The sequence below is a fragment of the Zhengella sp. genome (assembly GCF_041397485.1).
Taxonomy (GTDB): domain Bacteria; phylum Pseudomonadota; class Alphaproteobacteria; order Rhizobiales; family Rhizobiaceae; genus Zhengella.
On sequence record NZ_JAWKWO010000005.1, the window covers coordinates 25559 to 46142 of the forward strand.

Sequence of the window (20584 nt, forward strand, 5' to 3'; positions counted from 1 at the left end):
GCATTTCTTCATGCAATGTTTGCGCACATTCATGCGTTCCATCAAGGTGTTGAACCAACATATGAGCGTCTTGTTCAGGCATGAACGATGTCCGCAATTTCGATTTTTAATTGCATCTGTTACCAAAGATCGCCCGGCACAACAAAAACAATGGATTAGGCAGCAATATTCAATTTATGATTGCAGTTGTTGACAAGTTTTAACAACCTATTGATGCATCACTTCAGGAGCGCGACAGGATCACAGGCGTATGACGTAGTCCTTGCGCGTGGTTTCAAGCACTTCCCACGTGCCCTTGAAGCCCGGGCGCAGGATGAAGCTGTCGCCCGCCGTTACACGGACGGCCTGGCCGCCGTCCTCAACGATCACCGAGACGCCTTCGAGGATTCGGCAATATTCCCATTCGTCATAGGCAATGCGCCATTTGCCCGGTGTCGATTGCCAGATGCCGCAATAGAGCCCGTCGCGTTCCTCAAGGTTCCAGGTGGTGTGAACGGGATCACCGGCCAGCACCTTTTCAGGATCGGGGCGGGAGATCTCGGGTTCCGGAGTTGGCGCAAGACGAAGAAGGCGGGTTTCGGTCATGGCAGGGCTCCGGGCGGTCGTTGCGGTCAGGCTAGAAGGGAACTGCCTTGCCGTGATGATCATAGAGACCGCCTGATTGTGCCGGCGTCAAGCCATCGATGACGGACAGAAGGTCGGCAGCGGCCGTTTCCGGCGCGCGCACCTCCAGCCCGGTCCTTGCAAAGGGCGCTGACAGCGCGCTGTCCACCGTCCCGGGATGCAGCGCGACGCAGACCGCCTGGGGATTTTTCCGTGCCAGTTCGATCGCGGCGGTGCGGACAAGCTGGTTCAGCGCCGCCTTCGATGCCCTGTAGGCGTACCAGCCGCCCAGACGGTTGTCGGAAATGGAACCGACACGCGCCGACAGCGTGGCAAAGACCGACTTCCCTTCGCGTGGAAGACGCGGCAGAACATGCTTCATCAGCAGCGCCGGCCCGATGGCATTGACCGCGAAGGCGCGGGCCATGTGCTCCGGATCGATCTGGCGCAGCGCCTTTTCCGGCATGAAATCCGCGTCATGCAGAAAACCGGTTGCATCCAGCACGAGACGAAGCGGGATCGGCGATGCCGCGAGCTGTCCGGCAGCGGCCACGATGGTTGTCTCATCGGTCATGTCGATGGGCGGCACGGTTGTCCGGCCAAGACGCACAACACGCAAAAACCGCCCGGATTTCTCCAGGCGGTCAGCAAGGGCGCCGCCGATGGCGCCCGACGATCCGATGACGGCGGCCAGGCCGCCCGCAGGGAAACTGTCCATGCGAGCGACGTGGCGCGCCAGTGCCAAAGATCAAGCCTTGGCGAGCGCCTGCTCGATGTCGGCGATGATGTCGTCGGCACTTTCGATGCCGATGGACAGGCGGATGACGTCATTGCCGGCGCCGGCCGCGGCCCGCTGCTCCTCGGAGAGCTGGCGGTGCGTGGTGGATGCCGGATGGATGACGAGCGAGCGGGTGTCGCCGATATTGGCCAGGTGAGAGAGCATGTCGAGGCCTTCGACAAAACGGATGCCCGCCTCGTAGCCGTCCTTCAGGCCGAAGGTGAAGACAGCGCCTGCGCCCTTGGGCGAGTACTTCTTCTGAAGGCCATGGTTCGGGTCGTCGGCAAGGCCGGGATAGGAGACCCAGGCCACCTTGTCCTGCTTCGTCAGCCAGGTGGCGACCTTCAGCGCGTTCTCGCAGTGGCGATCCATGCGCAGCGGCAGCGTCTCAATGCCGGTGAGGATCTGGAACGCGTTGAACGGCGAGATGGTCGGGCCGAAATCCCGCAGGCCGAGCACGCGGCAGGCGATGGCGAAGGCGAAATTGCCGAAGGTTTCGTGCAGCACCATGCCACCATATTCCGGCCGCGGGCCGGACAGCATGGGGTATTTGCCCGACGCCGACCAGTCGAACGTGCCGCCGTCAACGATGACGCCGCCCATCGAATTGCCGTGACCGCCCATGAATTTGGTCAGCGAATGCACCACGATGTCGGCGCCATGCTCCAGCGGGCGCACGAGGTAGGGCGTGGCCATGGTGTTGTCGACGATGAGCGGCAGGCCGTGCCTGTGGGCCACTTCGGCGATGGCGGCGATGTCCGTGAAGGTTCCACCCGGATTGGCAAGGCTCTCGATGAAGACGGCTTTCGTCTTGTCGTCGATCTGCTTCTCGACATCGGCCGGGTCGGTGGCATCGGCCCAGCGCACGTCCCAGCCGAAATTCTTGAAGGAATGGCCGAACTGGTTGATCGATCCGCCATAAAGGCGGCGCGCGGCGACGAAGTTCTCGCCGGGCTGCATGATGGTGTGAAAGACCAGAAGCTGGGCTGCATGGCCCGACGCGGTGGCAAGCGCCGCGGTGCCGCCTTCAAGGGCCGCCACACGCTCTTCCAGCACCGCCTGGGTGGGATTCATGATGCGGGTATAGATGTTGCCGAACGCCTTGAGGCCAAACAGCGAGGCGGCATGGTCCGCATCGTTGAAGACATAGGACGTGGTCTGGTAGATCGGCGTGGCGCGGGCGCCCGTGGCCGGGTCCGGCGCGGCGCCGGCATGGACGGCAAGGGTTTCGAAACCTGGTGTACGCTGAGACATGATCCCTCCCGAAAGGTGCGTAAAAAAATGCGTCGCCACCTTATCGGACAGAGCGCAGCGAAAATCAAAGCCGATCGTGCAGCCTGGCGCATGACGGCAGGCAAACCTGTTTCACCGAAGGGCCGGAAAGCAGAATATTCTTCTCCATTCCATGCCGTGATGCCGCAAACCGGCGCATGTTCACATGGCTGTCACATGACGTGTATAGGAAGCGGACTGTCGGATGCAGCCAGCCACGGATGAACTGGCGGCGGGCGCCGGCACCCGGCCCGACGGATACGGGCTGGCGGGGAAGCGGGGTTCAGCCCCGCTTTTTTGCTTTTTCGAGCCGGCCTCTTGAAAAGACAGCCAGGCGTTCATACTTCGTTAACCAGACAGGCCGATACTGGTCTGACGATCTGCTGCGGCAAGTCACGGATGTACTGGCAGTCAGCGCAGATCGGCGTCCGGAACTCAAATCCGGACAGCGGAAGCGGGGTTTGAAACAGCCCCGCTTTTTGTTTGCCCTGTCGCCGCCGCTGCCGCCTTTTCAGCCCACGGATGGCCGCGCCAGTGCGGCAATGCCCACGACCAGCAGCATGGCGGCGGCCATGGCGAAATTGATGACACGGTGGGTCCTTGGCGCCAGATCGAGACGGTGCAGCCAGACACCGGCCGACAGCCACAGCAGATGCACCGGAATCCAGAACGCGTTGAGCAGCAGAAGCTTGATCGCCGTCTCGGCCATCAGGCTTTCCGGCATGAACGGAAACCCGGTGAACAGCGCCGTGTTGACGACATAGGCCTTCGGATTGACGAATTGCAGCAGGAAGCCACCGAGAAAGCCCGGCGGGCGCTCGGAATGGATGAAGGCGATACGCGAGCCGGCAAAGGCGATCTTCGCGGCAAGATAAAGCAGGTAGGTGGTCGAGACGGCGAACAGGGCGAAACGAAGTGCCGGATAAAGTTCCAGCACCGCCGCCATGCCGGAGATCACGGCCAGGGCGACGACCATGTTGCCGGTGAACAGGCCCGAGACATAGGCAAGGCCCGGGCGGAATCCGTAGCCCGCACCGACACCGGCCGCCGACAGCACGCCGGGGCCCGGCGTGATCAGCAGAAAAAAGACCGCAAGTACGAAGGCTCCCATGCCGGCCATCAGCCCTTGCGAATGCCGAAACTCTGGAATCCTTCGCGCAGAACCGGGCGGCGTGAGGAAATCTGGCCCGAATTGACGCCATTCCAGCCGATCTCGCGGGCCAGGCGGGCGTATTCGATCTTCGGGCAGCGGTTCATCACCACCTTGATACCTTCGGCTTCCAGCTGCGCAGCGCTTTCGTCATCACGCACGGTCAATTGCATCCAGACCACCTTCGGACGCCACGGCAGCGCCAGGATCTCGTCGGTAATGCCCGGCACGGCGGCGGAGGCGCGAAACACGTCGATCATGTCGGCGGGTTCGGGCAGGTCGGCAAGCGATGCATAAGTCATGGCCCGGTCTATCGACTTTCCCGCGTGACCCGGATTGATGGCATGGACCGTATAGCCCTTGTCGATGAGGTATTTCAGCACGAAGAAGGACGGGCGCACCTCGTTCGCCGAGGCGCCGACGATGGCAACCGTCTTCACCTCGTTCAGAATGCCGGCGATATAGGCGTCATCATAATGGTCGTGGTTCATCGGGGCCCTTCCGCTGGAAACCCGCAACACCTGCACCGTGCAGGCGATCAGGTCAAGCGCGGGCTTCACGCCGGCAATTGCATGAAGCCGCTCTCGTCATTGGGTGCGAAAGGATTGAAGGCCAGTTCCCAGAGATGGCCGTCGGGATCGGCGAAATAGCCGGAATATCCGCCCCAGAAGACCTTTTCCGGGGCCTTTGCCGGCGTGGCGCCGCAGGCAAGCGCATGGGCAAAGGCGTCATCGACTTCCGCCTCGCTGGCGAAATTCTGCGCCATGGTGACACCGGAAAAGCCCGGGCGGCTGTCCTCTACTTGGGCGTCCGCGGCCAGATCGGTACGGCCGAACAGGCCGAGCACCGTGCCGTCGAGGCGAAAGAAGGTGACGCTGTCATTGGAGGCGGACGACTTCACAAAGCCGAGCCGCTCGTAGAAGGCGGTCGCGGCGGCGACATCAGCCACACCCAGCGTGACCATGGTGATGCGCGGCGGAAGGGTCATTAATCAAAATGCCTCATCAATATGGTGAGCAATTCTTTGGCCGCAGGCTCATCCAATTGAAGCGTTTGTGACACCTTGCCTGGAATTTGCCGATCAGCAGCACCATGCGTATCGATTTGGACCAACTTCCGACCATCGACCTCCTGCACATAAATATGAGCCGACACCTCTGTCGGGTGGATTGCTAGTCGATCGCGCGTTTTTTGAACGAATTCTTTAATGAGGGCCATCATTCCCCCTTCCACTCGGCTTCGCGTTTCTCGAAGAATGCGGCGAGGCCCTCGTCGGAATCATGCGTCATGAATCCGTCAACCATGACCTTGTTGGCATAGTCATAGGCTTCGGACAGGCGCATGTCGGCCTGTTCGTAGAATGCCTGCTTGCCGCGCGCGATGGCCACCGGCGACTTCGACGCGATGGCGGCGGCGTATTTCTCCACCACCTGATCGAGATAGTCAGCCGGCACGACACGATTGACCAGACCGAAGTCGCGTGCCGTCTGGGCGTCGATCATCTCGCCGGTCAGCAGCATTTCCATGGCGTGCTTGCGCCCGACATTGCGCGAGAGCGCCACCATGGGTGTGGAGCAGAAACCGCCGAGATTGACGCCCGGCGTGCAGAAGGTCGACCGGTCGGAGGCAATGGCCAGGTCGCAGGAGGCGACGAGCTGGCAGCCGGCAGCGGTGGCAATGCCATCCACCCTGGCGATGATCGGCTTGGGATGGCGCACGACAGCCTTCATCATGGCCGAGCAGGCGTTAAACAGGCGCTCAAGGAACAGCCGCCCGCCATCGCCGTCATTGGCGCGGTGGGCCTTCATTTCCTTCAGGTCGTGGCCGGCGCAGAAAATCTTGCCCGAGGATGCCAGCACGATGACATTCACGCTGCGGTCGAGGCGTGCGTCGTCCAGCGTGGCATGAAGTTTCGCGATCACCGCGGATGACAGCGAATGGGCCGGCGGATTGTCCAGCTCGATGGTCAGCACCTTGCCGGCGCGGTGTGTACGGATACCCTGCGGAGTTTCCATGGTGGCCTGATCCGGATGCGCGGTCATCGTCGTCCTCCCTTGCGTTGTCTCCACCCTACTGGCTGGCGAGCACTCGATCCAGTCTTTCAAGGTGCATGCGCACCGCCGCCAGATTGGCCTTCGACGGGCGGAGGCTGTCGATCTGGTTGCGCGCATCGGCCAGACTGGCCAGAAGCTCGGCGCGAACCTCCTCGGTCACATCCTGCATGACCCGGATTTCCGCTTCCGCCGCATCCATGTCATCGGAATCGGGCGGATCGATGATCCATTGGCGTGCCAGCATGATGGACCAGGCGGTCAGGAACCAGTCCTGGAAGCCCGGCCAGCCGGCGGCGCGCACCCGGTCCTCGATCCGGGCGACGGCTTGTGCATTCTCTGCGAGGTAGACCAGTTCGTCCATCACGACATCGGGGTCGCCCGGTTCATATTGCTCGTCGAGTTCGGTGAACAGGGCGGCGACATCCTGCCAGCTTTCCAGAAACCGGACCACCACGTCCCCGGTCAACGGCACCTGCGCCAGCACCGTGGCCGCATCGGTTTCCGTCGTGGCATCCACGCCTTGTGCCTGCACCGCCGGCACGGTTGAACCCGCCGCCAGCGCCAGCATGACGGCCGCGGCAATGCCGCTCCTGAGTGAACGCATGATTTCCCTCTCCCCTCTTGCAGCCACACATCGCTGCGCCTCCCTGCCGGTGTCAGGATTTATCGGCTGCCCGGCTGCTTGGAAAGCAGGAAATTCGTGTTACCAATACGTCAAGGTAAGCCGACAAGCCGCATTGCCGAGGGAGGAAACATGGCCAAGGTCCTTTACGAGAAAGATGGCAGGATCGGGCGCATCACGCTCAACCGTCCGGATGTGCTGAACGCCATCGACGACGATGTGCCGCGGGAGCTGGCTGCCTGCGTGGAGGAAGCCAATGGCGATCCAGGCGTGCATGTGATCGTGCTCTCGGGCGCCGGGCGGGCCTTCTGCGCGGGCTATGACCTGACCTATTATGCGGAAGCGGCAGCAGGGGATGGCAATGCGGTGACCCAGGAAATGCCCTGGGATCCGATGAAGGACTATGCCTTCATGATGCGCAACACCGAACTGTTCATGAGCCTTTGGCGGTCGTACCGCCCGGTGATCTGCAAGGTACACGGTTTCGCCGTGGCGGGCGGTTCCGACATCGCGCTGTGTTCCGACATGATCGTGATGGCGGAGGATGCGGAGATCGGCTACATGCCGGTGCGCGTCTGGGGCTGCCCGACGACGGCCATGTGGGTTTACCGGCTGGGGCCGGAGCGGGCCAAGCGCATGCTCTTCACCGGCGACCGGATCAAGGGAACGGAAGCGGAAAAGCTCGGCCTCGTGCTCAAGGCCGTTCCGGCCGGCGACCTCGACGGGGAAGTGGAACGGCTGGCCGAACGCATGGCAACCGTGCCGGTCAACCAGCTGATGATGCAGAAACTCGTCGTCAACCAGGCCATCGAGGCGATGGGGCTGAAACAGACACAGATGTTCGCCACGGTGTTCGACGGCATCACCCGCCATTCCCCGGAAGGCCTGAACTTCAAGGCCCGTGCCGAATCCCAGGGCTGGAAACAGGCCGTGCGCGAGCGCGACCTCGGCACGTTCGACTGGACCGAAAACCGCCCGGTCAATCCACGCGGCGGCTGATCCGCCCGCTGTCGACCGGCCCCGCATGCTTTCGCCAACCGCAAGACCACAGGACCATGACCAAGCACTCCCTCGCGCCCCTGATGGACGCCGACGAACTCAACGCCTTCCTCAAGGAGGTCTATCCGCAACTCAATGACACGTACAACGCTTACGAGGTGACCGAGATCGGCCCCGGCAGCGCCCGCGTCAGGCTGAATGCCGACCATCGCCACCTGCGGCCGGGCAACACGGTCTCCGGCCCGTCGCTGTTCACGCTGGCCGATATCGGCGGCTATGCCTGCGTGCTTTCCCATGTGGGGCGCGAGGCGCTGGCGGTGACCACCAATCTCAATATCAACTTCATGCGCAAGGCCGAGCCCGGGCCGGTGGACGGGCTTTGCCGCATCCTGAAAATGGGCCGCAGCCTGCTGGTCTTCGATATCGAGATGGTGTCGGCCGGGCACATGGTTGCCCATGCCACGGGCACCTATTCCATTCCGCCAAAGCGCGCACAACATGCGGTAAAATAATACCTCATCGTCAAGTTGTTGATTTTCAAGAGCTCGCACGGGATGCGCAGCATCCAAGGTGCTTGACGGCTGCTCAGCGCTCGCCTATAAGCGCGCCAACTGCGGTCCGGGGTCCGGGCCGCCGTTTGTTTTGGCGCATGGCGCCCGAACGCAAGCAACAAGAATCGCCGCCGGAACGGGCCCTGCTCCCCTGGCGGACCAGTTGAGAGACACCACGATGAAAACCTTTTCGCAGAAGCCGGCGGAAGTGGAAAAGAAGTGGATCCTGATCGACGCCGAAGGGCTCGTTCTCGGCCGCCTCGCCTCCATCGTCGCCAACCGCCTGCGCGGCAAGCACAAGCCCACCTTCACCCCGCATGTCGATGACGGCGACAACGTCATCATCGTCAATGCCGAGAAGGTGAAGCTGACGGGCAAGAAGTACACCGACAAGATGTACTACTGGCACACCGGCCATCCGGGCGGAATCAAGGAGCGCACCGCACGCCAGATCATCGAAGGCCGCTTCCCGGAGCGGGTCATCGAGAAGGCCGTCGAGCGCATGATCCCGCGTGGCCCGCTTGGCCGCCGCCAGATGAAGAACCTGCGCGTCTATGCCGGTTCCAACCATCCCCACGAGGCACAGCAGCCCGTCGCCCTTGACGTGGCCGCCTTGTCTTCCAAGAACACGAAGGGCTGATTTCCATGGCCGACCTGAATTCCCTTGAAGACCTGGGTGAAGCCACCGGCATGGTGACCGAGGAGGCATCGGCCCCGGTTCACGTCCAGAAGCTCGACGCCCATGGCCGCGCCTATGCCACCGGCAAGCGCAAGGATGCCATCGCCCGCGTCTGGGTGAAGCCCGGCTCCGGCAAGATCACCGTCAATGACAAGACCTACGAGGAATATTTCGCCCGTCCGGTCCTGCAGATGGTGCTGCGCCAGCCGATCGTCGCCGCCAACCGCGACGGCCAGTACGACATCATCGCCACCGTCAAGGGCGGCGGTCTGTCCGGCCAGGCCGGCGCTGTGCGCCACGGCATTTCCAAGGCCCTGACCCATTATGAGCCGGAACTGCGCGGCGTTCTGAAGAAGGGTGGCTTCCTGACCCGCGACAGCCGCGTGGTCGAGCGCAAGAAGTACGGCAAGGCCAAGGCCCGCCGGTCCTTCCAGTTCTCCAAGCGCTGACGCGCCGGCGAACCTTCCTGCTTTTGCGAGAGCCCCGCCATCGCGCCGGGCTTTCCCTTATCCGGACGCCCCGGCTTCGCGCCTGCACCGTCCGGCCGCCATGCGCCTGCCAAGCCAGCCCATGACCGGCATTTCCAGCCTGCGATACATGACGAAGCTGGCCAGCACGATGATGGGCGCGACGGCCAGGAAAAGGGCGAGCGGCTGCGTCACCGGCAGGCCGGCAAGCGGCAGCAGCACCTTCACCAGCGCCTGAATGACATAGACATGCACCAGATAGGTTGAGTAGGACCAGTCACCCAGCTTGCGCAGCCAGCCGATGCGCGCATTGAAGACATGAACACCGCCGGCCACGATAAGGGCCGCAGGCACGCCCCACAGCAGGAAGCGCCACATGCGCGGCTCCCCCTCCTCACCCAGCATGAGCAGAAGAATACCGGCCGCCAACGCGGCCCAGTAGATCCAGCCTGGATGGGGCATGCCCCTGTCACGGAACGTGCAATTGTAGACCAGGATGCCGAGCGCGAATTCCAGGATGATGGAATCGGTGTAGAAGCACAGGACCATGTTCTGCGGGCCGGCCCATTGCCCCGCCATGACCACGGCGGCGAGAAACAGGACCAGGCCGATCAGATGCCTGTCCCCGATCCAGCGCACGAAGACGAAGACCAGCAGATAGAAGGCCATTTCGTAGTTCAGCGTCCAGCCGAGCATCAGTATGGGCTGGTTGCCGCCATTGATGCCGCCGCTTGGCAGGAACAGCAGCGATGTCAACAGGTGCTGCCAATCGGCCGTCACCGTGTTCAGCAGGGCCGGCCAGGCAATGGCCATGATGAACAGCAGGATCGTCATCGCGTAGCAGAGGGGCGCTATGCGCATGTAGCGGCGCGCGAGAAAGCGCCAGTCTATGCGTTCGTCACGATCAACGACCATGGCCATCAGAAATCCGGAGAGGACGAAGAATATGTCGACGCCGACTGCACCAAGCGCCCAGGTGACCGGCTCGCGCGCCTCGGCCGCCACCGATGCATGAACATGGTAGACCACCACCAGCCAGGCCGCGATGGCGCGCAGATACTGGATGGAATCCAGCATGGCCGGCCGGCGCGCCGGCTTAGCCCCAGCCTGGCTGCCACCGGCAAGTGCGGTTGCCTGTTCCGAAATGGCCGCAGCCACCCCTTGCTGTCCCATTCACGCCCTCGCTAGCGCCCCACCCGTGCCGGAGCAGGACATACTCGCACGATTACATTTACTTTTTACTTCATTAGCAAAAACTATTCCTTGTTGGCGCGAGCTGTGGCCCCCTTTCAGCCGCGGGCGGGATCGGGCATTGTCCGGTCAGGAAATCCGGGAGCCGTTCATGCCTTCAAAATCGATCGACCATGCCTTCACCGCGCGCCGCCGCCTGGGTGCGGCCAGCGACCCCACCTATGCCGGGGCGCTGTCCTTCATGCGCCGGCCCTATTCGAAATCGGTCAAGGGCGCGGACGCTGTCGTCTGGGGCATTCCCTTCGATGCCGCGGTCTCCAACCGGCCCGGTGCGCGTTTCGGCCCGCAGGCGATCCGGCGCGCCTCGGCCATTTTCGACAACGATCCGCAGTACCCCTTCCACCGCGACCTTTTCGAGGCCATGGCGGTGATCGACCATGGCGACTGCCTGCTCGACTATGGCAATCACCAGAAAACGCCGACCACCATCGAACGCGAAGCGTCGAAAATCCTGAAATCGGGCGCTTTTCTTCTGTCGCTGGGGGGCGATCACTTCGTCACCTGGCCATTGCTCAAGGCCCATGCCGCCAAACATGGCCCGCTGGCGCTGGTGCAGTTCGACGCGCACCAGGACACCTGGGACGATGACGGCAAGCGCATCGACCACGGTTCCTTTGTCGGGCGCGCGGTGCGCGATGGCGTCATCGACCCGTCCCGCTCCATTCAGGTGGGGATCCGCACCCATGCGCCGGAGGATTGCGGCATCGAGATCATCCATGGTTACGAGGTCGAGGAGATGAGCGCTGCGGCGATTGCCGAGCGCATCTACCGGCGCACAGGGGGCAAGAACGTCTATGTCACCTTCGACATCGACTGCCTCGATCCGGCGTTTGCGCCCGGCACCGGCACGCCTGTGGCCGGCGGTCCCTCTTCGGCCAAGATGCTATCGGTGCTGCGCCACATGAAGAATATCGAGATCGTGGGAGCGGACGTGGTGGAGGTCGCGCCGGCCTATGATCATGCCGACATCACGGCAATCGCGGGTGCTTCCATTGCCATGCATTATCTCGGCCTGCTTGCCGAGCGGCGCGGCGCGAAGTAAACAGCGCGAAAATCCGCTTCCCCCCGCAAGCACCCAAGGCAGAAGACATGAGCGCGAAAATCTTCATCGACGGCGAACACGGCACCACCGGCCTGCAAATCCGCGAGCGGCTGGCCGGACGCTCCGACATCACGCTCATGTCGATCCCGATCGAAGAGCGGCGCAACGAGGCCATGCGCGAGACCATGCTGCGCGATGCCGACATCGCGATCCTCTGCCTGCCCGACGATGCGGCACGCCAGGCGGTGGCGCTCGCCGCCGATGCCGGCACGCGCTTCATCGACGCCTCCACAGCGCACCGCACCCATCCGGACTGGGTGTTCGGTTTCGCCGAAATGGCCAGGGGGCAGGCTGAACGTATCGCGGCGGCGCAGTTCGTCTCCAATCCGGGCTGCTATTCCACCGGAGCCATCGCCATTCTCGCCCCTCTGGTGGCGGCCGGCCTGGTGCCGTCCGACTATCCGGTGACCATCAATGCCGTGTCCGGCTATAGCGGCGGCGGCAAGCAGATGATCGCCCAGATGGAGGATGCTTCCAACCCGGACGCCATCACGGCCAACCACTTTGCCTATGCGCTGACGCTTGGCCACAAGCATGTGCCCGAGATCATGGCCCGCAGCGGCATCACGCGCCGGCCGGTCTTCACGCCTTCGGTCGGCCGGTTCGCGCAGGGCATGCTGGTCAACGTTCCGCTGTTCTGCGACCTGATGACGGGAAATCCTTCCATGGCCGACATCCACGGAGCGCTGGCGGCCCATTACGCAGGGCAGGATGTCGTCGAGGTGGTTGCTCCGGCTGAAGCAACGGCCAGGCCGCGCATCGATGCGGAGGAAATGCGCGGAACCGACCGGCTGAAGATCTACGTGCTCGGCACCGAGGGCATGGGACAGGTCAACCTCATCGCCTCGCTTGACAATCTCGGCAAGGGCGCCTCGGGCGCGGCGGTCCAGAACATGAACCTGATGATCGGCGCCTGAGGCGGCCCCGTCAAGGCAGGCCCGCAGGCAGGTTCCTGACCGGGTCCGGCAGCAGGGCCGGGCGAGCTGCCGTCAATGCCGGACGACGATCTTCGTCTCGGGCGCATAGCTGCCGATCGTGCCGCGCCAATGCGCCACCGCGAAGCCCAGCACGGTCAGCGCCGTTGCCTGATGGACCAGCCCCCAGAACAGGGGCACCTGCATGAGAAGCGTGACGATGCCGAAAACCGCCTGGAGCACCACCAGCCCGGCAAGCAGGGCAGCACGGCGCGCATGCGTGGTTGCGCCATCGCGCTTCATCGTGCGCAACATGTGAACGAGGGCAGCCGCCAGAACGACATAGGCGCCGAGGCGATGGATGAACTGCACGGTCTTCGGGTTCTCGAAGGCATTGATCCACCATGGCTCCTGCAGCCAGAGGCCGCCCGGCACCAGCGCGCCGTCCATGAGCGGCCAGGTGTTGTAGGCAAAGCCGGCATCGAGGCCGGCAACCAGCGCGCCCAGATAGATCTGGACCAGCACGAACAGCACCATCCAGCCAGCACCCGTCCGCGTGGCGGCGGACACCCGGTCGCCGCTGTGGACAGCCAGCCCCCGGGCCACATACATGATGGCGGCAAAGATGGTGGAGGCCAGCGTCAGATGAATGGCCAGGCGGTATTGCGACACATCCGTGCGTTCGGTGAGACCCGATGCCACCATCCACCAGCCAACGGCGCCTTGCAGCCCGCCCAGCGCCAGCAGGCCCAGAAGCCGGGGCTTGAGGCGTTGCTCAAGCCGTCCTGTCAGCCAGAAGAAGGCGAGCGGCACCGCGAACAGGAAGCCGACCATGCGGGCAAGGAAACGATGGCTCCATTCCCACCAGAAAATGAACTTGAACTCTTCCAGGCTCATGCCCTTGTTGATCTGCTGATATTCGGGAATCTGGCGGTATTTCGCCAGTTCTTCCTGCCATTCGGCTTCCGACAGGGGCGGAATGATGCCGTGAATGGGCTTCCACTCGGTGATGGACAGGCCGGAATCGGTGAGGCGCGTGGCGCCGCCAACGACCACGAGCGCCAGCAGCCACAGGAGAACGATGTAAAGCCAGCGGCGCACCGCCACGCGGTTGCGCGCCTGCCGGTCCATGGTTTCATACGGGCGCTGCGAAGGAGAAACGGCCACGGCTGCGTCGGTCATCGGCGTATCAATACCCCTGTCACATGAAATGCCGCCCCTAACTGACCCAAAGCCGGCAGGCTTTCAAGTGGCCGGAACACGCGACAGGCTGTCACGCCAGACAGGCGGTTTCCTTTGCCGGTGGTTTCCAATAGAGAACAGCCGAGACAATCGCCGGAAGACATGCCATGCCCGTCCGCCTGAAGAAACTCGTCGGCACCGTTCTGCTCGTCCTGCTGGTCATCATCTATGCGCTGGTGGCGACGACGGTGGCCGTGGCGCGGCTGGGCGAATCCGGCCCGCTGGTTCATCTCGCCTATTTCCTGTTCACCGGAATGCTCTGGGTGGTGCCCGCCATGTTCATCATCAGCTGGATGAACAGGCCGCCGCGCAAGCGCTGAACCGTCAGACCGTCACCAGCCGCTTGCCGCGATTGGCCAGCGGCGTGGTGATCCCGGTCAGCATCGTGCGGATATAGGGCACCGACTGGTAACGCCCGTTGACCGAGATGCGCGGCAGGGCCTGCAAATGCGCCCGGTGGCCAGCCTCCAGCAGCCCGTGACGCGTGGTCACGGCCGTGATGAAACCGGCCTTACGCGCAAGGTCCGCCTCCCTTGGCCCCACTGCCGCCTGATAGCCGTAGGGAAAGGCCATGTGGCGCGGGCGGGTGCCAAGCTCGTTCTCAAGAATGTCGGCGGCGTCGAGCAATTCGGAAAACGCCGCTTCCGCATCGAGACGCCGCAGATTGTAGTGGTGAACCGTATGGGCGCCGATGGTGACCAGGGGATGAGCGGCAAAGCGGCGCAACTCGCGCCAGTTCATCAACACGTCATCACCCGGCTTCATGGCATCGAGACCGGAGGCGGCGGCCAGATCGCGGATCAGGCTGTCCTGGTCCTCTTCGGCCACATCACTGGTCAGCCAGTTTTCCAGTTCGATGAACGTGCGGCGTTTGGCGGAAGTGGTCGAACAGTCGAAATGCACCGCTTCGCCGCCAACCGGAGCATAGAAGCCGTCGCGCCGGGCGATGATCTGCTCCAGGACCATCCACCAGAGCGCCACGCGGCGGCTGATCTGGGCCGGCGCGGCATAGACCGTGACGGGTGCTCCGTGACGCTCCAGCACCGGCAGCGCCTCGGTGAGATTGTCGCGATAGGCATCGTCGGCCGTCAGCGCCAGCGGGCAGCCTTCCAGATCGCCTCGCTTCAGGCGCGCGGCCATCTCGTCCATGGTCACGAAGCGGTATCCGTCCGCCTTCAGCCCACCAATCAGCCGGTCGAGGAAATCCGGCGCTATGGAAAGGTGACGGTTGAAGCCAAGGGGCGATGTGGACGCCGAGGTTACCCGATGCAACATCAGGATCGCGCCGGCACAGGGCTTCATGGCGCGATAAACGCGCGACAGGCCTGTCCATCTGACGCTGTTGAGGATCACCTTGCGGATCACCTCGCCCCTGTCGATCATTCCTTCACCTTTTTCGGGTACCCAGATGGGCATGGTTGCAGGCAGGTTGTCCGGTCTGGATAGCACCGAAGGATTGAAGGATGGTTGATGTTGCGCTTGGCGTCGCTCATGCGCCTGCCGGCGTGAAGCCGGGTTTCGGCATGCGGGTGGAGGCGGGGCCGGTGGCGCACCGGCGCCATGCCGCCTTCTGCCGGCAAGCCCTTTGCGGACCTGCCCAGCATCCGGCCTGGGTGGCTGGCTGGGCCGCCCACGTGAACGGCGACATCATCTTCCTGTCGCTCTCGAACGGCGACAGGGAGATCATGCGCCTGCCCCTGGAAGTGGTTGACGAGGGACTTGGCCGTGTCGCGACGCCGGTGGGCGGACGCCATGCCAACGGATGCTTTCCCGCGCTGGTGCGGGATGCGGAATTTCCCGCCCCCGAAGACCTGACGCGCATGCTGGCCGGCGCGCTTTCGCAGGCGCGGCCCGACATCGCGCTCGCCGCCCTGCCCCGGCTTCAGCCGGACATGGCCGGCCGCGCAAACCCCCTGGTGCTTCCCGCCTCCGGAGCAAGCCCGAATGTCGCACTGGCCGTGGACCTGTCCGGCGGATTCGACGAGACGTTGCAGCGCCACTCCGGCAAGCGCAAGCGCAAGAAGCACCGCACGAACGAACGTAAATTCCGTGAACAGGGCGACATCGCCGTTCAAACCGCCACGGACAGGGAAACCGCGCGGCGCCTGCTCGACACGTTTTTCGAGCTCAAGGCGCAGCGGTTCGCCGCCCTGGGGATTGACGATGTCTTTGCCGATGCCGACGTCAGGGCCTTCTTTCACCGTTTGTATGCGGAGGAAGCGGCGCAGGACGAGACCGCATTCGTTCTCCATGCACTCGAGGTCGGTGGCAGCATCCGCGCCATCACGGGTTCCAGCCTGTGCGGGAAACGGATGATCTGCGAATTCTCGGCTTTCCGCCCCGACCGGGCGGAGAACACGAGCCCAGGCGACTACCTGTTTTTCGAATGCATTCGCTGGGCCTGCGAACGGGGCTTCCTGATCTACGATTTTTCCGTCGGTGACGAGCCCTACAAACGCCTTTGGTGCGATATCGAGACGGTCCAGCGCGACACGCTCATTGCGCTCAATGCACGGGGCAGGATCATGGCCGCGATGCGCAACGGCACCACTTCGCTGAAACGCCAGATCAAGAACACGCCGCCGCTCTGGGCCGCCTACAAGTCGCTGCGCAAGCTGCGGGCTGCCACGAACGAAAGCTGAAGCCTGTCGGCAGGGCCCCGCGCATGCACCCGCCAGCGCCCGTGGCGGGGCGGAGGCGCTCAGGCCGCGCTGCGGCCGGTGCGGGGCGGCAGGCTCTCGATGTCTGCCCGTCCGACCAGCAGGTTCTCGTGGCCTGCCGATACCAGGTCGTCGACGGCGGCGATGACTTCCGGCGCCTGCGGATCGATGACGCTGAGCACGACTTCCGCGGTGGCATTGCAGACCCGCGCCACGCCTTCGGCATCGGCAGGGCCGCATTCCATGACAATCATGTCGTAGACCTGGCCGAGGGCATCCAGGATGATCGGCAGGCGCTCGATGGAGCGGGCGACCCGGTCCGGATCGCCGGTTCCGGTCGGAATCACATGGCAATCCGAGAAATGGTCGCCGTGGATGATCTCGGAAAAGGACGCGCTTCCGGTCAACAGGTCGGTGATGCCCGGACGGGCGTTGCGTTCGAGCATGGGACGGGAGGCGGCGCTGTCGGCGGTGAGGTCCAGCAGGATGATGCGCAGGCCCGAATCGGCCAGCGCACGGGCGGTCATGATGGCCGAGGCCGCTGCCGCCTCTCCTTCCGGCGAGACGAAAACGGCGCGCGCGGCACCGGTTTCCACCAGCCGGACGGCCAGGTCCTCGCCGTTCATGCCGGGATGAGCGGCTTTTTCCGCCGCTGCCTTGCGGGCTTGCCGGGCCGCGGCGGCCGTGGCGCGCATGTCGGCTGCGGAAAGCGCCTTTTCGGCGGCGTGCGCGGCTGCGGCGGTCGCCGCAGTGGCCGACAGGGCGGGTGCCGCATCATTCGCGCCGGCCTGACTTGCGGCCGGTGCGGGCTTCGTGGCCGGCGCTGGTTTTTCCTCGTCCGGTTGCCGCGCCACGGCGGGCATGGCGATTTCCGTTGCCGGCACGGGCGTTCCCGAGACCGCGCGCATGGCGCGTCCGGAGAAGAGTTCCGCCAGCAGCGTGAAGACGGTCATCAGCAGGAGCGTGCCGGCAAAGGCCGCCCCGACGATGGGCACCTTCTTCGGGAAATAGGGATCGCCGGGCACGATGGCGCGGGAGAAGATGCGCGCATTGACCGGGCTGTAGGCGGCTTCCTTGCGCGACTTGGCTTCGCGGAAACGCACCAGATAGGATTCAAGCAGGTCGCGCTGGGCGGCGGCTTCGCGCTCCAGGGCGCGCAGTTCCACCTCGCCTTCCGACACGCGCGCCGATTCCGCCTTGAGGCGGTTGACGTCAGCGGCCAGTTCGCTCTCGCGCAGCCGGGCGGTCTCGGCTTCCGTCCTCAAGCCGGCCAGAACCTTGTCGGCCTCGGCGCGTATCTGGGAATCGAGCTGGCCGAGTTGCGAGCGCAGCGACTTGATGCGCGGATGATTGTCGAGGAGCGTGGTGGCCAGATCGGCGATCTCGGCGCGCAGATCGACCTTCTTTTCGACCAGGCGCTGGATCAGGCCGGATGTCTGCACTTCCGGGATTGCCTCGATGGCACCGCCCGAGGCGAGTGCCTGCTCGATCGACCGGGCACGGGCTTCGGCCGCCGCGCGGCCGGCGCGCACCCGCGACAGTTCCGTGGAAATCTCGGACAATTGCTGCGTGGCCAGCGCCGCGTTGTTCTGGCCAACCGGAATGTCATTGGCCGCACGGTATTCCGCCACCCGGCTCTCGGCCTGTTTCACGCGGTCGCGCAGTTCCGCGATCTCGGGCGCCAGCCATTCGGTCGCGGTGGTGTCCGTCTCAAGACGCGCCTTGCGTTGAAGCTCCATATAGGCATCGGCAATGGCATTGGGCACACCGGCGGCCAGTTCCGGATCCCTGGAAGAGAACTGGATGACGATGACGCGCGTGCCTTCGGTGCGATAGACCTTGAGCCGTTCGCGCATGTTCTTCAGAACGCGCTCATCGATGGTTCCGCGCGAAGGCTGGGAAATGAAGGGAATGGAAAGCGAACCGCTGCCGCTGAATTCATCGCGGCTGGCCAGACCCAGATCGCGCGCGACGTCGGAAAGAAGGGCGGTTGAGGCGATCAGTTCAACCTGTGACTGGACGCTTTCCTGGTCCAGTGCATCGTTCCTGCCGTTTTCGATGTTCGGACGGGTATAGACGGATTCGCGCGTTTCAATGAGAATGCGGGTCTCGGCCATGTATTTGGGGCTGAGCATGAGCGAAATGCCGTAGGCGCCAACCATGGCCAGGATGGCGACAGCAAGGATCAACAGCTTCCTGCGCCACAGGCCCGCCATGAGCGCCGGGAAGTCGATATCCACATCCTGAGCCGTTCCATTCACGCCTGACATGCTTCTACTCCGAATACTACATGGCGATCATGGTAAACAGGTTTGGTTTAGCTGTAGTTAATTCCCGAAGCTTTCCGCATTTGTGTTTCCGCGCCGCGTCCCGATGAAGTCGCGGCAGCTTTACCGGCTATTAACCCTAACAACAGATAAACGACGTTGACGAATGCAGGTGCGTGTCCGGGCGAACCTGCCGATTCACAAAGGTCAGCGTTGATGAACCGTCGCGTATTCACCATTACAGCCGTTTCCCTGGCCCTCGCCGGCATGGCCGGATGCTCGGCCTACAAGCCGACGCCGCCAGCCTTTCACAAGGCGCTCTACCAGCCCTACAGGCTGGATGCGGGCGACCGCGTCCGCGTGACCGTGTTCGAACAGGACGGACTGACCAACACCTACTCCATCGACCAGTCGGGCCATATCGCCTTCCCGCTCATCGGGCAGGTTCCGGCCCGCGGCCATACGGTGGCGGAACTGGAAATCGCGCTGGCACAGGCGCTGCGGCAGGGCTTCATCCGCGATCCCGACGTATCGGTCGAGGTCGATCGCTACCGGCCCATCTTCGTGATGGGCGAAGTGGGCGCGGCCGGGCAATATTCCTATGTGCCGGGCCTGACCGTGCAAAAGGCCGTGGCGCTGGCCGGCGGCTTTTCGGCGCGCGCCAGCCAGGGCAGTGTCGATGTCACGCGAACCATCAACGGCAAGGTGATGACCGGGCGCGTCATGCTGTCCGACCCGCTGCTGCCCGGCGATACCGTCTATGTGCGCGAACGCTTCTTCTGACGGCGGGGCCGGAACCGTTTCATGACCGACATGCGGCCGCTGAACATCGTCCACTGCTTTCGCTCTCCGGTGGGCGGCATTTTCCGGCATGTCCGCGATCTGGCGCACGCACAACAGGCAGAAGGCCACAGGGTCGGCATCATCTGCGATTCAACGACGGGCGGCGAATTCGAAAACCGCATGCTCGAAGCACTGGAGCCGGAATTGGCGCTGGGCGTGCAGCGAACCGCGATGCAACGCCATATCGGGCTTGGCGACATCACCGCCGCCGCCAGGACATACAAGCTTATCAACGGATTGAAGCCGGACGTGCTGCACGGGCACGGCGCCAAGGGCGGCGTCTACGCCCGCGTTTTCGGCTCACTTCTGCGGGTTTCAAGGTCTCGCGTGGCCCGCCTCTATTCACCGCATGGCGGAAGCCTGCACTACGACCCGGACACGAATACCGGGCGGTTCTTCTTCGCGCTGGAAAAGCAGCTTTCGCGCGTCAGCGACTGCATCCTGTTCGTGTCGGAGCATGAGCGGCAAACCTTCCTGACCAAGGTCGGCACGCCACATTGCCGATCGGAACTGATCTACAACGGGCTGACGCCCGAGGAGTTCGAGCCCGTGACGGCCGCCCCCGATGCCGCGGACTTTCTCTTCATGGGCATGTTGCGGCTGCTCAAGGGGCCGGACCTGTTCCTGGACGCGGTCCTGAAGGTAAAACGGGTGGATGGTTCGCCCGCCACGGCCGTCATTGTCGGTGACGGCGAGGACCGGACGATGCTGGTGGAGCGCGTGCGGGCCGCCGGGGCACAGGACCGGATCCGGTTTCACATGCCGATGCCGGCGCGCGAGGCCTTCCGCCTCGGGCGCATCATGGTCCTGTCCTCGCGGGCCGAGGCCCTGCCCTACACCGTTCTGGAAACGCTGGCCGCCGGCAAGATCATGATCGCCAGCCGGGTCGGCGGCATTCCGGAAATCCTCGGTTCGGGCTCGCCAGCCCTCACCGTGCCGGATGCGGACAAGCTGGCGGATGTCATGCAGGCCGCGCTGGACGACGAGGCGGGTTTCCACGCCGCCATGCCCGGCCTCGACAGTCTCAAGGCCCGCTTTTCAGCGCAGACGATGGCCCGACAGGTGATCGCGGTCTACCGGGACATCCTTTCGTCCGGCGCAAGGGTTTCTTAGCACCCGCCTGTTAACCT

23 protein-coding genes are annotated in these 20584 nt (G+C 63.8%); 10 read left to right on the forward strand and 13 right to left on the reverse strand.

The genetic code is table 11. The features are described from left to right. Window positions 1–240 precede the first annotated feature (240 nt). The 9 genes from R3D65_RS15015 to R3D65_RS15055 form a co-directional block, all read right to left on the reverse strand. Window positions 241–585 carry a cupin domain-containing protein gene (locus R3D65_RS15015; protein WP_371276075.1) on the reverse strand — a complete coding sequence of 115 codons (345 nt, stop codon included), beginning with the start codon at window positions 583–585 and terminating at the stop codon, window positions 241–243. A gap of 31 nt (window positions 586–616) precedes the next feature. Beyond that, window positions 617–1321, reverse strand: coding sequence for an SDR family oxidoreductase (locus tag R3D65_RS15020; RefSeq protein ID WP_371276076.1), 705 nt, complete (start codon window positions 1319–1321; stop codon window positions 617–619). Between the two features lie 30 nt (window positions 1322–1351). Continuing rightward, window positions 1352–2635: an O-acetylhomoserine aminocarboxypropyltransferase gene (locus R3D65_RS15025; RefSeq protein WP_371276077.1), complete on the reverse strand. Its 1284-nt coding sequence runs from the start codon at window positions 2633–2635 to the stop codon at window positions 1352–1354. A gap of 529 nt (window positions 2636–3164) precedes the next feature. Then, window positions 3165–3773: a LysE family translocator gene (locus tag R3D65_RS15030; RefSeq protein ID WP_371276078.1), complete on the reverse strand. Its 609-nt coding sequence runs from the start codon at window positions 3771–3773 to the stop codon at window positions 3165–3167. Continuing rightward, complete coding sequence (locus R3D65_RS15035) at window positions 3773–4294, reverse strand: CoA-binding protein (protein WP_371276079.1); 522 nt, start codon at window positions 4292–4294, stop codon at window positions 3773–3775. Before R3D65_RS15035 ends, R3D65_RS15030 begins: the two co-directional genes overlap by 1 nt. A 65-nt stretch (window positions 4295–4359) precedes the next feature. After that, window positions 4360–4791, reverse strand: a complete 432-nt coding sequence (locus tag R3D65_RS15040) for a VOC family protein (RefSeq protein ID WP_371276080.1) — start codon at window positions 4789–4791, stop codon at window positions 4360–4362. Further along, complete coding sequence (locus R3D65_RS15045) at window positions 4791–5024, reverse strand: methionyl-tRNA formyltransferase (RefSeq protein ID WP_371276081.1); 234 nt, start codon at window positions 5022–5024, stop codon at window positions 4791–4793. Before R3D65_RS15045 ends, R3D65_RS15040 begins: the two co-directional genes overlap by 1 nt. Beyond that, window positions 5021–5845 (reverse strand): enoyl-CoA hydratase, encoded by an 825-nt coding sequence (locus R3D65_RS15050; RefSeq protein ID WP_371276082.1) that lies wholly within the window; start codon window positions 5843–5845, stop codon window positions 5021–5023. Before R3D65_RS15050 ends, R3D65_RS15045 begins: the two co-directional genes overlap by 4 nt. Before the next feature lie 28 nt (window positions 5846–5873). Further along, window positions 5874–6461, reverse strand: coding sequence for a hypothetical protein (locus R3D65_RS15055; RefSeq protein WP_371276083.1), 588 nt, complete (start codon window positions 6459–6461; stop codon window positions 5874–5876). A gap of 150 nt (window positions 6462–6611) precedes the next feature. On the opposite strand from R3D65_RS15055, the gene R3D65_RS15060 reads away from it, so the two are divergent. The 4 genes from R3D65_RS15060 to rpsI all read left to right on the forward strand — a co-directional run bounded on the left by R3D65_RS15060 (window position 6612) and on the right by rpsI (window position 9157). Further along, window positions 6612–7478: a crotonase/enoyl-CoA hydratase family protein gene (locus R3D65_RS15060; RefSeq protein WP_371276084.1), complete on the forward strand. Its 867-nt coding sequence runs from the start codon at window positions 6612–6614 to the stop codon at window positions 7476–7478. Window positions 7479–7534: 56 nt separating this feature from the next. Beyond that, the gene (locus tag R3D65_RS15065; protein ID WP_371276085.1) at window positions 7535–7990 is read left to right on the forward strand and encodes a PaaI family thioesterase; all 456 of its coding nucleotides are present in this window, start codon (window positions 7535–7537) and stop codon (window positions 7988–7990) included. A gap of 217 nt (window positions 7991–8207) precedes the next feature. Next, a complete protein-coding gene (gene rplM, locus R3D65_RS15070; protein WP_371276086.1) occupies window positions 8208–8669 on the forward strand; it encodes a 50S ribosomal protein L13 in 462 nt (153 codons plus the stop codon). A gap of 5 nt (window positions 8670–8674) precedes the next feature. Further along, window positions 8675–9157, forward strand: coding sequence for a 30S ribosomal protein S9 (rpsI, locus tag R3D65_RS15075; protein ID WP_371276087.1), 483 nt, complete (start codon window positions 8675–8677; stop codon window positions 9155–9157). Between the two features lie 57 nt (window positions 9158–9214). Here the strand turns inward: rpsI and R3D65_RS15080 are convergent, their stop codons facing one another. Further along, window positions 9215–10348, reverse strand: a complete 1134-nt coding sequence (locus R3D65_RS15080; RefSeq protein ID WP_371276088.1) for an acyltransferase family protein — start codon at window positions 10346–10348, stop codon at window positions 9215–9217. A 169-nt stretch (window positions 10349–10517) separates the two neighbouring features. Between R3D65_RS15080 and speB the strand changes: the two genes are divergently transcribed. Both speB and argC read left to right on the forward strand, forming a co-directional pair. Continuing rightward, window positions 10518–11468 carry an agmatinase gene (gene speB, locus R3D65_RS15085; protein ID WP_371276089.1) on the forward strand — a complete coding sequence of 317 codons (951 nt, stop codon included), beginning with the start codon at window positions 10518–10520 and terminating at the stop codon, window positions 11466–11468. Between the two features lie 47 nt (window positions 11469–11515). Then, window positions 11516–12445: an N-acetyl-gamma-glutamyl-phosphate reductase gene (gene argC, locus R3D65_RS15090; protein WP_371276090.1), complete on the forward strand. Its 930-nt coding sequence runs from the start codon at window positions 11516–11518 to the stop codon at window positions 12443–12445. A 72-nt stretch (window positions 12446–12517) separates the two neighbouring features. Here the strand turns inward: argC and R3D65_RS15095 are convergent, their stop codons facing one another. Next, window positions 12518–13624: a COX15/CtaA family protein gene (locus R3D65_RS15095; protein WP_371276091.1), complete on the reverse strand. Its 1107-nt coding sequence runs from the start codon at window positions 13622–13624 to the stop codon at window positions 12518–12520. A gap of 167 nt (window positions 13625–13791) precedes the next feature. On the opposite strand from R3D65_RS15095, the gene R3D65_RS15100 reads away from it, so the two are divergent. Then, window positions 13792–14004: a DUF2842 domain-containing protein gene (locus R3D65_RS15100; RefSeq protein ID WP_371276092.1), complete on the forward strand. Its 213-nt coding sequence runs from the start codon at window positions 13792–13794 to the stop codon at window positions 14002–14004. Between the two features lie 4 nt (window positions 14005–14008). On the opposite strand, the gene R3D65_RS15105 is transcribed toward R3D65_RS15100, so the two are convergent. Continuing rightward, a complete protein-coding gene (locus R3D65_RS15105) occupies window positions 14009–15067 on the reverse strand; it encodes a polysaccharide deacetylase family protein (RefSeq protein ID WP_371276093.1) in 1059 nt (352 codons plus the stop codon). 80 nt (window positions 15068–15147) lie between these two features. Here R3D65_RS15105 and R3D65_RS15110 point away from each other — a divergent pair, with 80 nt between their 5' ends. Beyond that, window positions 15148–16326, forward strand: coding sequence for a GNAT family N-acetyltransferase (locus R3D65_RS15110; RefSeq protein ID WP_371276094.1), 1179 nt, complete (start codon window positions 15148–15150; stop codon window positions 16324–16326). A 59-nt stretch (window positions 16327–16385) separates the two neighbouring features. On the opposite strand, the gene R3D65_RS15115 is transcribed toward R3D65_RS15110, so the two are convergent. Continuing rightward, on the reverse strand, window positions 16386–18614 hold the full coding sequence (locus tag R3D65_RS15115) for an exopolysaccharide transport family protein (protein WP_371276095.1): 2229 nt from the start codon (window positions 18612–18614) through the stop codon (window positions 16386–16388). 213 nt (window positions 18615–18827) lie between these two features. On the opposite strand from R3D65_RS15115, the gene R3D65_RS15120 reads away from it, so the two are divergent. Both R3D65_RS15120 and R3D65_RS15125 read left to right on the forward strand, forming a co-directional pair. Next, window positions 18828–19394 carry a polysaccharide biosynthesis/export family protein gene (locus R3D65_RS15120; protein WP_371276096.1) on the forward strand — a complete coding sequence of 189 codons (567 nt, stop codon included), beginning with the start codon at window positions 18828–18830 and terminating at the stop codon, window positions 19392–19394. 21 nt (window positions 19395–19415) lie between these two features. Beyond that, window positions 19416–20567: a glycosyltransferase family 4 protein gene (locus tag R3D65_RS15125; RefSeq protein WP_371276097.1), complete on the forward strand. Its 1152-nt coding sequence runs from the start codon at window positions 19416–19418 to the stop codon at window positions 20565–20567. The last annotated feature ends 17 nt before the right edge of the window (window positions 20568–20584 follow it).